18 protein-coding genes are annotated in these 13,500 nt (G+C 66.5%); 5 read left to right on the top strand and 13 right to left on the bottom strand.

What is annotated here, in order from left to right:
- The first annotated feature begins 20 nt into the window (after nt 1-20).
- Both AC07NK_RS08705 and AC07NK_RS08700 read left to right on the top strand, forming a co-directional pair.
- Nucleotides 21-1,163 (top strand): putative hexosyltransferase, encoded by a 1,143-nt coding sequence (locus AC07NK_RS08705; protein ID WP_495170184.1) that lies wholly within the window; start codon nt 21-23, stop codon nt 1,161-1,163.
- A gap of 5 nt (nt 1,164-1,168) precedes the next feature.
- On the top strand, nt 1,169-1,639 hold the full coding sequence (locus AC07NK_RS08700; RefSeq protein ID WP_495170183.1) for a bactofilin family protein: 471 nt from the start codon (nt 1,169-1,171) through the stop codon (nt 1,637-1,639).
- On the opposite strand, the gene AC07NK_RS08695 is transcribed toward AC07NK_RS08700, so the two are convergent.
- Genes AC07NK_RS08695 through AC07NK_RS08685 form a run of 3 tightly spaced genes read right to left on the bottom strand, consistent with a single transcriptional unit; the run spans nt 1,631 to nt 3,783 of the window.
- Nucleotides 1,631-2,905 carry a Xaa-Pro dipeptidase gene (locus AC07NK_RS08695; RefSeq protein ID WP_495170182.1) on the bottom strand — a complete coding sequence of 425 codons (1,275 nt, stop codon included), beginning with the start codon at nt 2,903-2,905 and terminating at the stop codon, nt 1,631-1,633. The two genes, AC07NK_RS08700 and AC07NK_RS08695, sit on opposite strands and share 9 nt — an antisense overlap.
- A 55-nt stretch (nt 2,906-2,960) precedes the next feature.
- Nucleotides 2,961-3,305 carry a DUF3140 domain-containing protein gene (locus tag AC07NK_RS08690; protein ID WP_495170181.1) on the bottom strand — a complete coding sequence of 115 codons (345 nt, stop codon included), beginning with the start codon at nt 3,303-3,305 and terminating at the stop codon, nt 2,961-2,963.
- Between the two features lie 13 nt (nt 3,306-3,318).
- Entirely contained in the window at nt 3,319-3,783 is a 465-nt protein-coding gene (locus AC07NK_RS08685) for an MAPEG family protein (RefSeq protein ID WP_495170180.1), read from the bottom strand.
- Nucleotides 3,784-3,855: 72 nt separating this feature from the next.
- Here AC07NK_RS08685 and AC07NK_RS08680 point away from each other — a divergent pair, with 72 nt between their 5' ends.
- Nucleotides 3,856-4,308, top strand: a complete 453-nt coding sequence (locus AC07NK_RS08680; protein ID WP_495170179.1) for a GFA family protein — start codon at nt 3,856-3,858, stop codon at nt 4,306-4,308.
- 10 nt (nt 4,309-4,318) lie between these two features.
- Here the strand turns inward: AC07NK_RS08680 and AC07NK_RS08675 are convergent, their stop codons facing one another.
- From AC07NK_RS08675 to AC07NK_RS08655, 5 genes are all read right to left on the bottom strand, one after another.
- A complete protein-coding gene (locus tag AC07NK_RS08675; RefSeq protein WP_495170178.1) occupies nt 4,319-4,675 on the bottom strand; it encodes a hypothetical protein in 357 nt (118 codons plus the stop codon).
- Nucleotides 4,676-4,737: 62 nt separating this feature from the next.
- Complete coding sequence (gene lpdA / locus AC07NK_RS08670) at nt 4,738-6,138, bottom strand: dihydrolipoyl dehydrogenase (RefSeq protein ID WP_495170177.1); 1,401 nt, start codon at nt 6,136-6,138, stop codon at nt 4,738-4,740.
- A 65-nt stretch (nt 6,139-6,203) separates the two neighbouring features.
- Nucleotides 6,204-6,587, bottom strand: a complete 384-nt coding sequence (locus tag AC07NK_RS08665) for an acyl-CoA thioesterase (protein WP_495170176.1) — start codon at nt 6,585-6,587, stop codon at nt 6,204-6,206.
- On the bottom strand, nt 6,580-6,792 hold the full coding sequence (locus AC07NK_RS08660; protein WP_495170175.1) for a hypothetical protein: 213 nt from the start codon (nt 6,790-6,792) through the stop codon (nt 6,580-6,582). The genes AC07NK_RS08665 and AC07NK_RS08660 overlap by 8 nt, the downstream gene beginning before the upstream one ends.
- A gap of 19 nt (nt 6,793-6,811) precedes the next feature.
- Nucleotides 6,812-8,089, bottom strand: a complete 1,278-nt coding sequence (locus AC07NK_RS08655) for a pyruvate dehydrogenase complex dihydrolipoamide acetyltransferase (protein ID WP_495170174.1) — start codon at nt 8,087-8,089, stop codon at nt 6,812-6,814.
- A gap of 147 nt (nt 8,090-8,236) precedes the next feature.
- On the opposite strand from AC07NK_RS08655, the gene AC07NK_RS08650 reads away from it, so the two are divergent.
- Complete coding sequence (locus AC07NK_RS08650; protein ID WP_495170173.1) at nt 8,237-8,692, top strand: universal stress protein; 456 nt, start codon at nt 8,237-8,239, stop codon at nt 8,690-8,692.
- Nucleotides 8,693-8,696: 4 nt separating this feature from the next.
- Nucleotides 8,697-10,022 (top strand): M20/M25/M40 family metallo-hydrolase, encoded by a 1,326-nt coding sequence (locus tag AC07NK_RS08645; protein ID WP_495170172.1) that lies wholly within the window; start codon nt 8,697-8,699, stop codon nt 10,020-10,022.
- Between the two features lie 80 nt (nt 10,023-10,102).
- Here AC07NK_RS08645 and AC07NK_RS08640 read toward each other — a convergent pair whose 3' ends face one another.
- The 5 genes from AC07NK_RS08640 to AC07NK_RS08620 all read right to left on the bottom strand — a co-directional run bounded on the left by AC07NK_RS08640 (nt 10,103) and on the right by AC07NK_RS08620 (nt 13,466).
- The gene (locus AC07NK_RS08640) at nt 10,103-11,017 is read right to left on the bottom strand and encodes an RcnB family protein (protein ID WP_495170171.1); all 915 of its coding nucleotides are present in this window, start codon (nt 11,015-11,017) and stop codon (nt 10,103-10,105) included.
- A 135-nt stretch (nt 11,018-11,152) separates the two neighbouring features.
- Complete coding sequence (locus tag AC07NK_RS08635; protein WP_495170170.1) at nt 11,153-11,638, bottom strand: GAF domain-containing protein; 486 nt, start codon at nt 11,636-11,638, stop codon at nt 11,153-11,155.
- Between the two features lie 40 nt (nt 11,639-11,678).
- Complete coding sequence (locus tag AC07NK_RS08630; RefSeq protein ID WP_495170169.1) at nt 11,679-12,350, bottom strand: DNA alkylation repair protein; 672 nt, start codon at nt 12,348-12,350, stop codon at nt 11,679-11,681.
- Complete coding sequence (gene arfB / locus AC07NK_RS08625) at nt 12,347-12,769, bottom strand: alternative ribosome rescue aminoacyl-tRNA hydrolase ArfB (protein WP_495170168.1); 423 nt, start codon at nt 12,767-12,769, stop codon at nt 12,347-12,349. Before arfB ends, AC07NK_RS08630 begins: the two co-directional genes overlap by 4 nt.
- The gene (locus AC07NK_RS08620; protein WP_495170167.1) at nt 12,741-13,466 is read right to left on the bottom strand and encodes an RluA family pseudouridine synthase; all 726 of its coding nucleotides are present in this window, start codon (nt 13,464-13,466) and stop codon (nt 12,741-12,743) included. The genes arfB and AC07NK_RS08620 overlap by 29 nt, the downstream gene beginning before the upstream one ends.
- Nucleotides 13,467-13,500 lie beyond the last annotated feature (34 nt).

Raw genomic sequence — 13,500 nt, 5'->3', positions numbered from 1 at the left:
CCTCGGGCATGCGGAAAACCATGCCGCCCCCGCCCCTTCGTCCACCAATCCCCGCGCCCACGATCTGGCTCGTCGCGCTGGTGGCCTCGCTATTGTGGTCGCTCCAGACGCCGGACATGACCGCGCATTTCGTCCCATGGCTGGAAACGATCCGCACACACGGCGTGGCGCCAGCTTTCGCCGAACCCGCCTTCAACTTGATGCCGGGCTGCCTTTATTTGCTCGCGCTCGCCCTGTCGGTCCATCGTTTGCTCGGAGCACTCGGCGCATTGCAGCGTGCGCAATGGGCGATCGCCGTCCTCGCGCTCCCCGCAGTCGCGCTCAACGCGCTACTGATCGGCCCGGGCGACGCGCTCTATGTCGCCGCGTGCGTGATGGCAGTGGCGATGGCGCTCGAACATCGTCACCTCGCCATGTTCGCGTGGTGCGGAATCGCTGTCGCGTTCGACATACACGCAGCGCTGGTCGCGCCCTTCTTCCTCGCGCTTGCCATCCACCGCCGCGTGCCCTTCGGCTATTGGCTCGCGGCACCCGCCACCTTGGTAGCGGTCGCAACACCCGCGCTGATCGCCAGCTGGTCGTCCGCAGACCTCGCGACGGTCTATTTCCGTCAAGCCGATGCCGGCATTGCCCTCAATGCGCCCAACATCTGGTCTCTCGCGAGCGCGATCTCGCCCGAACTGGCGCCGACGCTCTTCGGCCTCGCGCTCGCTACGACATTCGCCGCTACTGCCACCTATGTCGCACAACTACAGGTGGCGCGCTTCGACAAAACAGGGCTGGTCGGCATGGCCGCGCTCGCCGCGCTGCTTACCGCCGGACTGCTGCCGGGGATGCACGCGCGCGCCTTTCTGCTCGCCGACATCCTGATCCTGGCGTTCGCGATTTCGCGCGGCACCCGCAGCGCGTTTACGCTCGCCGCGCTTGTCCAGCTCGGATCGACCGCGGCGATCCTCGGCGGTCCGGGCCCTGGCATCCCGATGGTCGCAATCGGAGCGGTCTGTATGATCGCCGCGACGTGGATCGCAGCCCGGCCACTAATTGCCCCTCATGCGAATGATAATCGCGACGGATCGCATCGAATCCCCGCCCCGCACGGGCTGCGCGGTACCCTGTCCTTTGATATGATAAGCGCGCGGGTCGCAGGGCCGCGGGGGGAGTAAGACTTATGTTCGGGAACAAGACGCGCGACGAGCGGCCAGCGATGCCGCTGACCAATGGCAACAACGGCAAGCGCGGCATGTTCTCCGTCATCGGCGCCGATGTCACCATCTCGGGCAGCATCAGGGCCAGCGCCGAGCTGCATGTCGAGGGCCGAATCGAAGGCGACGTCGATTGCGCCGGGCTGATTCAGGGTGCGGAAAGTCAGATCATCGGCGGGGTCACTGCGGAGAGCGCACGCATCGCCGGCGCGATCGAGGGCGCGGTCCGTGTCCGCCAACTCACCGTCGAGCGTACCGCCCGGATCAGCGGCGACGTCGAGTATGAGAACATCACGATCGAGAATGGCGGCCATATCGACGGCCGGATGCGCCGCATCGGCGCCACCACCGTCACCATCACCCCGCTGATCGGCAGCGACGCCCCGCGGGCGCCGCTCGCGACGACAATCGAACCGGCCGCCGCCAGCCTAGTCTGAGACCAGCACCCCGCCCTTGATCACCGCCTTCACTGCGGTGAGCACGCCGACATCCTTGAGCGGGTCGCCCTCTACCGCGATGATATCGCCATAGCGGCCGACCGCGATCGCGCCGACATCCTTCTCGCGTCCAAGCGCCTGCGCGGCGGTCACCGTCGCCGCGCGGATCGCTTCGAGCGGGGTCATCCCATAGGTGACCATCGTGCGGAACTGGCCCGCCGCAGTGCCGTGCGGCATCACGCCCGCATCGGTGCCGAACACCATCTTCACCCCGGCGGCGTGCGCCTTGCGGAAATTGTCGCGCTGGATCTGTGCCACCTCGCGGTCCTTGCGCAGATTGTCCTCGAGCACGCCGTTCTTCTTCCCCTCGGCCTGCGTATAGTCGGTGTTGAAAATATCCATCGAGAACCAGACCGGCTGCTTCCGCGCAGCAGCAAGCCGAATGCCCTCGTCATCGACCAGGCTGGCATGTTCGATCGTATCGATCCCTGCACGGATCGCCGCCTTGATCCCCGCCGCGCCATGCGCGTGCGCCGCGACCTTCAGCCCCCATTGATGCGCCTCGTCGGCAATCGCGCGCATCTCCTCCTCCGACAGTTGCTGCTGCCCCGGCTCGGTATTGCGCGAGAAGACCCCGCCGGTAGCGCAGATCTTGATCACCTCGGCACCGTATTTGCGCTGCTCGCGGACCTTGACGCGCAGCTCCTGCGGCCCGTCGCCGACCGCCACGCCCTTCGCTTTGAACGAGGGCGGCAGATAGGTCTGGTCACAATGCCCGCCCGTCGCGCCCAGCGCATGCGCCGCCGGCACGATCCGCGGGCCGGTGATCAGCCCCTCCTCGATCGCCTGCTTGTAACCGACATCGGCATAATTCTCGGACCCGACATTGCGGATCGTCGTGAACCCCGCCTTGAGCATCGCGCGCGCATTGGCGACACCCTGGATCGCCCAGAAACTGTCGGTGAACTGCAGCCCGGTATAGCCGCCATAGAGCGGGTTGGCGTCGAGATGGACATGCATGTCGATCAGGCCCGGCAGGATCGTCTTGCCGCTCAAGTCGATATGCCGGACATCGCTGCCCCAGCGCACCGTCCGCGCATCGGCGATGTTCTTGATCCGCCCATCCTCGATAAAGACAGCGGGATGCTCGACCACAGTTCCCGCGACGACATCCACCATCCGGTCGGCGGTGACGACGACGGTTTCGGCGGCGGCAGGTGCGGCGGCAAGCACGGCTGCAGCCGCGGCGATCATCTGGCGCTTCATGGTATCCCCCGTTTGGCGTTTTCCCGACGCTCGCCCCGCCCGCGCCAAAGGTCAACTATTTCAGCGGATCATGTCCCCAGTTCATCAGCGAATAGCGCCAACGCGAAGTCGGAATACGGAACTCCTCATACGGCCCTTGTCCGCGATGCCGCCGCACGAAGCCGACCACCTTCCGCATATGCGCATAGTCGCTGCCGTCCAGCCCATCCCGGGGGGTCCGCAGGATGCTCACGATCCGGCGGCCCGAAGCGTGGCCGACACTCTCAGTCGCACCGTCGCGCCTGAAGCCGACCTTGCCGCTTTCCTCGGTCTGCAGCCACGCCTCGATCTCACCCGCGGTCATGTTCACCGCCTCGTGAAAGTTCTGCAAAACCTGCTCGTGATCGTCTTGCTTCGCCATGTCTTCCCAAAGCTCAAACCCTGGCCGGGTTCTCCATCACGCCGTCCAGCGCAGCCCGTGCGCTCGCCACGTCAATCGCAAAGCCGATCCACATCGCCAGCAACACAAGCGCCGAGAGCGAGAAGAGCAGCGCTCGCACCGGCACCTTCTTCGGCCCGATGTGCACGAAACTGTGAACGCAGCGCAGCCCGACATAGACCCACGCCAGCACCCCCTGCGCCATGCTGTCGTGGCCGGTGATCAGCAGAAGTGGAACCAGCGCGAAATAGAGCACCGGCATCTCGAACAGATTGCGATAGTTGTTCGCCGGCATCTCGACCGGCTCGAAGTAGCGCAGGGCTGCCTCACCCGTCGCGAAATCCTCCGCCGTCGGCGGGTTGGCGCGGATATGGCCGAACCGCTTCACGAACATCATCAGGTAGACAATGAACGCCAGCCCCACGAGCGCGAATGTGGGCCACAGGATCGAATTATCCATGCCGATGTCCCTCCCCTTCGGTTATGGTGGCAGCGTGGCGGCACGGAGCCGCGCTGTAAAGCGGAGGGTCGAATGGTGACGGGTCAGGAAGGCGGATGCCGCTGCGGGAAGGTTCGGTTCCGGATCAACGCCGAGCCGTTCGTCACCGCGGTCTGCCATTGCCGCGGCTGCCAGAAGATGAGCGCCAGCGCCTTCTCGACCACCCTCACCTTGCCCGCCGATGCGCTGGAGATCCTCGAGGGCGAGCCGGTGATCGGCGGTCTGCATGGCGACGAGGCACGGCATCATCATTGCGACTGGTGCAAGAGCTGGCTCTTCACGCGGCTGCCGCCTGAGTACGGCGCGGTAAACGTGCGCGCGACGATGCTCGACGATGCGAGCGGGTTCGTCCCGTTCATCGAGACCTATACCAGCGAACGCTTGCCCTGGGCGCAGACCGGCGCGACCCATAGCTTCGAAAAATTCCCCGAAGCGTCCGACTATCCGACGCTGATGCAGGCCTTCGCGCAGGCGAAGGCGGGCTAACCGCCGCGCGTCAGACCGATTTGCGGCCGAAGGTTGCGCGGGGTGCCGCGCCATCGGGCACCACGAAGTTCGCTTCGCCCGAAGCCTTCTTCTCAAGATAGCGCGAGATCGTCGCGTCGGCATCGAAACCGCCGCCCGCCGCATCCTCGGACGTCTTTCCGCCCTTGGGCTTCGCCGTCGCCAACCGCAGCAGCTTGAACAGGATCGGAAGGCTGAAGAACACGCTGATCGCGCCGAGCGCATAGACCATCGGCATCAGCTGTTGCGACGCCACTCCGCCCATCGAGTCGTTGACGCGATAGAGATAGATCGCCAGCCCGCCGAACCCGAAGATGGGGACGATCCCCAGAAACGCCTTTGCCGACATGCCATGCTCCCGCAATTCGCGCGGCAGCATGGCAGGGTTTCACCAAGAAAGGCTGAACGGGATCACATGTGCAGCTGGCGGCCATAGGCGGCCAGCACCGCCTCGTGCATCGTCTCGCTGATCGTCGGGTGCGGGAATACCGTCTCCATCAGCTCGGCCTCGGTGGTCTCGAGCGTCTTGCCGATGGTGTAGCCCTGGATCATCTCGGTCACCTCGGCGCCGATCATATGGGCGCCGAGCAGCTCGCCGGTCTTCGCATCGAACACCGTCTTCACAAAGCCTTCGGGCTCACCCAGCGCGATCGCCTTGCCGTTGCCGATGAAGGGGAAGTTGCCGACCTTGACCTCATAGCCGGCCTCCTTCGCCTTCGCCTCGGTCAGGCCGACCGACGCGATCTGCGGGTGGCAATAGGTGCAGCCCGGGATGTTGAGCGGGTCCATCGCATGCGGATGCTTGCCCGCAATTGCCTCAGCCGCGATCACGCCCTCATGGCTCGCCTTGTGCGCAAGCCACGGCGGCGCGGTGATGTCGCCGATCGCGTAGAGGCCGTCGATGTTGGTCTTGCACGCGGTGTCGGTCTTGAGGAAGCCGCGGTCGTCGACAGCGACGCCAAGCTCCTTGAGGCCGAGATCGGCGGTGTTCGGGACAATCCCGATCGCGACGATAACGTGACTAAAGTCGCCCACAGCGGACTTGCCGTCCTTGGCGATGATCGTGGCCTTCACGCCGTTCGCGTCGGCGGCGATCTTGTCGATCTTCGCGCCGGTCATGATCGTCATGCCCTGCTTCTTGAGCGCCTTCTCGAGATGCGCGGAGATGTCGGCATCCTCGACGGGCACGATGCGGTCGAGCATCTCGACGACGGTCACATCCGCACCCATGTCATTGTAAAAGCTTGCGAATTCGATGCCGATCGCGCCCGATCCGATGACCAGAAGCTTCTTCGGCATCTCCTTCGGCGTCATCGCATGGCGATAGGTCCACACCTTGTTGCCGTCGGCGGGCAGGTTCGGCAGGTCGCGGGCGCGCGCGCCCGTGGCGAGAACGATGTTCTTCGCGGTCAGCTCGGTCACCTTGCCGTCCGCGGCCGTGACGCTGAGCTTGCCCTTACCGGTCAGCTTGCCACTGCCCATGTGCACCGCGATCTTGTTCTTCTTCATCAGGTGCGTGACGCCCTGATTGAGCTGCTTGGCGACCCCGCGCGAGCGCTTGACCACGGCTTCCAGATCCGCGCTGATCTTCTCGGCGGCGAGGCCGTAATCCTTGGCGTGCTGCATGAAGTGGAAGATTTCGGCCGAGCGCAGCAGCGCCTTGGTCGGGATGCAGCCCCAGTTGAGACAGATGCCACCCAGCAGCTCGCGCTCGACAATCGCGGTCTTGAGGCCGAGCTGGCTCGCACGGATCGCAGCGACATAGCCGCCGGGTCCGGAACCGAGCACGATCACGTCATAGGATTCAGCCATTGCCTTCTAGAGCCCCTGGGGAATGAGGATTGAACGATAGATAGGTTGGGCGAGCGCGCCGCGCATCAGCCGTCCACCGGCCGCGGCTTGCGGTCATCGCCCACCGCGACGAAGGTAAATACGGCCTGCGTCACCAGCTGGTGCTCCTCAGCGTGCCGGTTGCGGCGCCACGCCTCGACGTCGATCTTCATCGAGGTCCGTCCGACCTTGACCAGTTCGGCATAGACCGAGACCTCGTCGCCGACGAAAACCGGAGCGTGGAACTGCATGCCGTCCATCGCGATCGTCACCGCCCGCCCCCGCGCCCGGCGCGCAGCGACCAGCCCCGCGGCCATGTCCATCTGCCCGACCAGCCAGCCACCGAAGATATCGCCATAGGCATTGGCGTCGGCGGGCATCGTGCTGACCCGGATCGTCGGCTCGAACGCAGGCGGATTGCGATCAGGCATCGTTCTTGTCCGCCTTGCCGCGGTCGGCCGCCATCGCCCGGCGCATCGGCCCGATGCCCATGACGATCACGCAAACAATCGCAACCGCCGTCACCAGCCACACATCGCGCGCGGCGAGCGGGTAGGCCCAGGCGGACAACGCGGCGATCAACAGCGCGACCGAGATTCCGGCTGCAATGTGCAGGGCTTCAACGAGGACGCGCATCTCAGCCAGGCACCCGGTGTCAGGCCAGAAGGCCCATTGGCGACTCGACGAGCGCCTTGAACACCTTCATCAGCTCGGCGCCGTCGGCCCCGTCCACCGCGCGGTGATCGAAGCTGCCGGTCGCCGACATGACAGTCGCCACGCCCAGTGCGTCGTCAACAATGTACGGACGCCTCTCGCCCGCGCCGACCGCCAGGATCATCGCCTGAGGCGGGTTGATCACCGCGTCGAACTGCTTGATCCCGAACATGCCCATGTTGGAAATGCTGGCGGTGCCGCCCTGATATTCGTGCGGCTGCAGCTTGCCTTCCTTGGCCCGCTGGCCAAGCTCCTTCATCTGGGTCGAGATCGACGCCAGACCGATATTCGCCGCGTCGCGGATGATCGGGGTGATCAGGCCGGTCGGAGTCGAGACCGCGACCGAGACGTCCGAGCGGCTATACTTGATCAGCTTGTCGCCCGCATAGGTGACATTGCACTTCGGCACCTGCGCCAGCGCGACGGCCAGCGCCTTGATCAGCATGTCGTTGACCGACAGCTTCACGCCGCGGGCTTCGAGGCTCTTGTTGAGCTGGCCGCGCAGCTTGAGCAGCGCATCGAGCTGGACATCGACGGTGAGGTAGATGTGCGGGATCGTCTGCTTCGCCTCGGTCAGGCGGCGCGCGATCGTCTTGCGGATGTTGCTGAGCTTCTCTTCCTCGTGCGGGATGCTCTCGTCATACCAGACCGAGGCAGGCGCCGCCGGAGCCGCGGGTGCAGCCGCCGAAGCCGCCGCCGGTGCGGCAGCAGCAGGCGCTGCGCCGGGCTTCGCGCCCTCGACATCCGCCTTGATGATGCGTCCGTTCGGGCCCGAGCCGCTCACACCGCCCAGATCCACGCCCTTCTCGGCCGCGATGCGGCGCGCCAGCGGGCTCGCCTTGACGCGATCGCCGCTCGCCGCAGGGGCAGCAGCGGGTGCCGGCGCTGCAGGGGCAGCCGCCTTGGGTTCTTCCTTGGGTGCCTCGGCGACCTTGGGGGCTTCGGCCTTGGGGGCCGCGACCGACGACGCATCCTCGCCCTCGCCCGCCAGAACCGCAATCACGGTGCCGACCTTAACGCCATCGGTGCCCTCGGCGATCAGGATCTTCGCGATCACGCCCTCGTCGACCGCCTCGAACTCCATCGTCGCCTTGTCGGTCTCGATTTCGGCCATCAGGTCGCCGGCCTTGACCGTATCGCCCTCCTTCACCAGCCATTTGGCGAGAGTGCCCTCCTCCATCGTCGGGGAAAGGGCAGGCATCTTGATGTCGATCGACATGGGTGGGGAGGATCCTGTCGCAGGGTGGTGGTTTCCATCCTCCCTTGCGCGATGAACGGCGCGGGTCAACCCTCCCGCACCCGTCAACCTCTTGCGCTGCGGCCCTTCTCGCGTCACCACGAAGGAGAAACGGGAGGGGATGGTTTCATGCGTACCTATCTTGTGGTGATCGACGAGAGCGCGGAGGCGCAGATTGCGCTGCGCTTCGCCGCGCGCCGCGCGGTCAAGACCGGTGGCGGAGTCGAGATTCTCTCGCTGATTCCCAAGCCCGATTTCGTCCAGTGGGGCGGCGTGATGGCAACGATCGAAGAAGAGGCGCGCCAGCGCGCCGAGGCTCTGGTCGCGGGCGCCGCCGGCACATTGATCCAGGAATCGGGTCTGAAGCCCACAATCACCCTGCGCGAGGGTGATGGCCCCAAGATCATCCGCGAACTGATCGACGCGAATCCCGAGATCGCCGCACTCGTCCTCGGCGTCGCGATAGGAGGCAAGCCCGGCGCGCTGGTCACCCACTTCACCAGCAGCGACATGGCCGCGCTCCCGGTTCCGCTGATGCTGATCCCGGGAAGCCTCGACCGCGACGCAATCGACCGGCTAAGCTGATCCTATGCGCAATCTGACCCTTACCGCGCTGCTCCTGGCAGCCTCCGCCCCGATCACCGTCAACGCCCAGAACAAGCCGGCTCCCGAACAACCCAGCCCCGAACGGCTCAAGGCCGATGTTGAGAAGCTGGTGAGCTTCGGCACGCGCCACAGCCTGTCTTCCGCGACCGATCCGGTCCGCGGCATCGGCGCCGCGCGTAAATGGGCGGCGGACGAGTTCAACCGCATCGGCGAGAAGTGCGGCTGCATCGAAGTCGCCAACATCGCCCGCACCTTCACCGGCCCGCGCGCGCCGGGCGGGGTCGAGATCGTCAACGTCCTCGGCTTTCAGGCAGGCGAGGACCCCAAGCGCGTCGTGATCGTGCAGGGGCATATCGACAGCCGCGTGTCCGACCCGCTCAACTTCACCGCTGACGCGCCCGGCGCCAATGACGACGCATCGGGCGTCGCGCTGGTGATCGAGGCGGCGCGGATCCTCTCAAAGCAGAAGCATCGCGCGACGATCATCTACGCCGCGCTGTCGGGCGAGGAACAGGGGCTGTGGGGCGGCACGCTGCTGGCCGAAACCGCGAAGGAGCGCGGCTGGACCGTGATCGCGGTGCTCAACAACGACATCGTCGGCGGCACGATGGGCCAGAACGGCGTGCGCGTCGCCGATCGCGTGCGCGTCTTCTCCGAGGGCATCCGCGCATCCGAGACGATCGAGGAACAGATCAAACGCCGCGGCGACGGCGGCGAGGATGACGGCCCCAGCCGCGCGCTCGCCAAGGCGATCGACAAGGTCGCCGACGGGCTGCGCAAAGACTCGCCCGACGCGCTCGACGCCTTCATCGTTCGCCGCCCCGACCGGTTCGGCCGCGGCGGCGATCACGAGCCATTCCTGCGCCTCGGCTATCCGGCGATCCGTTTCTCGGTCGGCGCCGAGCATTACGACCAGCAGCATCAGGACCTGCGCACCGAAAATGGCCGCGTCTATGGCGACACGATCGACAAGATGGACTTTCCCTATCTGGCGAAGGTGACGGCGCTCAACGTCGCAACGATCCGCCGGCTCGCCAACGCACCCGATGCACCGTCAGGCGTGGTGCTCGACGGCGCACTCTCGCACGACATCAAGGTGAAGTGGAATCCGGTCGCGGGCGCCAAGGGCTATCGTGTCCACTGGCGCCGCAACGACATGCAGGACTGGACCGATGTGCGCGGGGTCGCCGGGCTGACCGAGACGGTGCTCAAGGATGTTCCGGTCGACGATCACTTCGTCGGAGTCTCGGCGGTCGCGGCGGATGGCAGCGAGAGCATCGTCACCTTCGGCACGCGTCCGCCGCGCTGACGACCGCGGCCTAAGCGCGTTCTTTCACGAACTGGGAGCCCGCCGCCATCCTCCCCCCGGGGATGGCGGCGGGAAGCGCTTCAACGGCAATAGCAGTTCTTGCCCTTCACCGGCGCGCGATAAAGCTTCTTCGTCGGGGCGCGGCGCACGACCCGGCGGGGCGAGGAGTAGATCACTTCCTCGGTCACCGTCGTCGTCACCACCGGCACCGACTGGATCACCACGGTCGTGGTCGCGGGTGCGCCATAATAGCCCTGAGTGTAGCAGTTCGCGACGCAGACGAGCGGACCGCGGCGGGCATAGCCCCCGCGATATTCGTCGCGATATTCCCGGCGGTCATGGTGCCGCACGCGGACGTCGCGGTCATAGTCCTCATAGTCGGGCGCGTCGTAATCGGCGCCATAGCCGCGATCGCCCTCACGATCGGCATAATAGCCATCGTCGCGGTCGTCATCATCATAGCCGTGGCCGTCGCGGTCCCAGTCGAGGCCGCTCACCGAATCCCACACCTTGCCGCGGCGGTCGATCAGCACCGCGTCGTCATAATAGCGGACCCAGTCATAGCCGGATGCCGGGCGGCTAAGCCCCCAGCTCGACCAGTCGTTGATCCAGAAGCCGCTGCCGATCCAGTAGCTCGGCAGCGTCCAGCCGCGCACGGGCCGGCGATAGGCGTTCCAGCCGCCCGGCGCCTTCCAGCCCGCGGACCAGCGCCCATCGATCCGCTGTCCCCAGCGACCGGGACGTGCCGGCTGCCAGTTGCCGGGGCGGGTCGGCTTCCAACCACCCTGCGGCGGGCGTCCCGGCTGCCAGCCACCGGGAGGCGGCGTGCCGGGACGCCAGCCGGGGCGCGGCGCATGCTGAACATGCGGCGCCGCCGGCATCACCGCGACCGGCGCGGCGGGAGCGACCGGCGCCGGACGGGCATGCTGTGCCTGCGACGGCATGGCGAGCGAGAGACCGCCAAGCGTAGTGGCGATGAGGGTGGCGGTACGCATGGTTGCGGCAACTCCTTTGCGGACTCGCGCGCTCCAATCGGTGAAGACGCGATTCTTCACCTTTTCTTAACATTTTCGTTTCGCTGCAACCAATGGCGGGCTGTGGTTAAGAAAGTCCCGAATCGGGTCAGGGACTTAACCCGCGATGCGTGGACCCAGCAGCGCCACCAACGCCTCGCATCCGGTGACATCCTCAGCATCGAATCGCCCGCGCATGGGGCTGTCGAGATCAAGCACGCCGATCAGCCGGCCGTTCTGCACGATCGGCACCACCAGCTCGGAATTGCTCGCGACATCGCACGCGATATGGCCCGGAAAGGCGTGGACGTCCTCGACCAGCTGAGTCTCCCTGCTCGCCGCCGCCGCGCCGCACACGCCCCTGCCGAACGGGATGCGGATGCACGCCGCCTTGCCCTGAAACGGGCCGAGCACCAGCTCGCCACCGACATTGCGGTAGAATCCGGCCCAGTTGAGGTCGGGCAGATACTGCCAGATCAGCGACGCCGCATTGGCCATATTGGCGACGGAGTCGTCCTCGCCCGCGGTCAGCGCGTCGAGCGCGGCCAGCAGGTCGCGGTAAAGCTCGGCCTTCGATCCGGCCGCGATGTCGAAGCTGTACATGGCCTCGCAGGTGGCCCGGCGCGGTGCCGGACGCAAGGGGTCAGGTCTTCGAGTCCGCTTTGGCGAAGGCGCGCAGCGCATCCTTGCCGTTCCAACGCGCAGTGCGGTCGTCCGACGCGGAAAGTTTCGCCGCCAGGTCACGCGCCGCCGCGCGTAGCGCCGGGTCCTTCTTCCCGCCGATCGCGCGCAACGCCCAGTTGGCGCCCTTTTTGACGAAGTTGCGCGCGTCGCCCGCCGCCCCCTCGATCAGCGTAAGGCCGTGCACGAAGTCCGCCGGGCGTCCGTGCAGCGCGAGGCAGGCAAGCAGCGCGAAGCCCGCGCGACGCCCCATCTCGTCATTGAGCCGGGTCCATGGCTCGACCATCGCCGCCGCGCCCTCGACCTTGTCGAACAGCTTGAAGCAGGCGGTGTCGGTCACCGCCCAATTGTCGAACCCGGCGCGCCAGGCATCCATCTGTGCGTGAGTCACCAGCGCCGGATCGTCGATCAGGAAGGCGGCCATGCGCGCCTCATAGACCCGCGTTGCCCACAGGCCGGCGGCAAGGTCGTGGTCCTTGCCCAGCGGTTTGGCGACCGCCTGAATCCGCGCCATCGGCACGCCGAACACGCGATCGGCGGTGACGATGCCGTAGCGCGGTCCCATCGCGTCGCGGGTCTTCGCCAGCCCCTCGGCCTCCAGCGCTGTCAGCACCGCTGCGACCCGATCGGTCACTCGACCCGAACCTTGCCGCGCCCGGCCTTGACCACGGCGCGCCCCTTCTTCTCGTCGACGCGGCGCGCCTTCGCCGCCTTGCTCGGTCTGGTCTTCACCCGCCGCGCATCGCGTTCATACGCCTTGGTGATGAGTTCGATCACGCGCTCGCGCGCATCCTGGCGGTTGGCTTCCTGCGTGCGGAATTTGCGCGCGGTGATCACCAGCTCGCCGCCCGCGGTCATCCGGCTCCCGGCCAGTTCCTTGAACTTGGTATAAGCCCAGGGCGGCAGGCCCAGCCTGAACACGTCGATGCGCAGTTGCACCGCGGTCGCGACCTTATTGACGTTCTGCCCGCCCGGCCCCGACGCCGCGAGGAACTTCTCCTCAACGATCGCCGCTTCGGGCAGCTCAGCCGGCATCGTTCCCGTCCGCCGCATCGCCCGCAGCAGCGTCCTCGCCTGCCCCTTCGGCAAAGCCGCCAAAGCCCATCGCCTTGAAGCGCGCCGGGGTCGGCGCCTCGGCATGGACGTCAGGCTTGCCCGGGCGCGGCACGGTGAGCTGCGCGGCGTGGAGCATCATCGTGCGTCCGCCCGCAACGCCATAGACCGGATCGCCGGTGATCGGGATGCCCAGCCCCTCGGCGGCATGGACGCGGATCTGGTGCGTGCGCCCGGTCTCGGGATAGAAGGCAACGAACGCGCGCCCGTCCTTCGCATCCAGCACCCGCCAGCGCGTCCGCGCGGCCTTGCCCCCCATCTTGTCTGCGCCGTCGCCGGTCATCCGCCAGCCGCGTTCGGCGCTCGATACCTTGATCAGCGGCAGATCGATCAGCCCCGATGGCTCCTCGGGCACGCCGTCGATCACGGCGAGGTAGCGCTTGGTCACCGCCCCCGCCTCGAACGCCTGCTGGAAGCGTGCATGCGCCTTGGGATGGCGCGCGAGCAGCAGGCAGCCGCTGGTATCGCGATCGAGCCGGTGCACCGCAGTCGGCCAGCGCTGGAAGCCAAAGGTCAGATTGCCCAGATAATTCTCGAGGCTGATCGATCCGTCGCGCGGCGGATCGACCGGCAGCCCGGCGGGCTTGTCGATGATGATTGCCTCGCCGTCGATAAAGAGAACATGGTCCTGGATCATGCCCCGCTTTGGGCGTTGCGGCGTCCGCGCGCAA

The sequence above is a fragment of the Sphingomonas sp. GW821-FHT09B04 genome (genome assembly GCF_059418285.1).
This window is presented reverse-complemented; position numbering and strand designations above follow the sequence as displayed.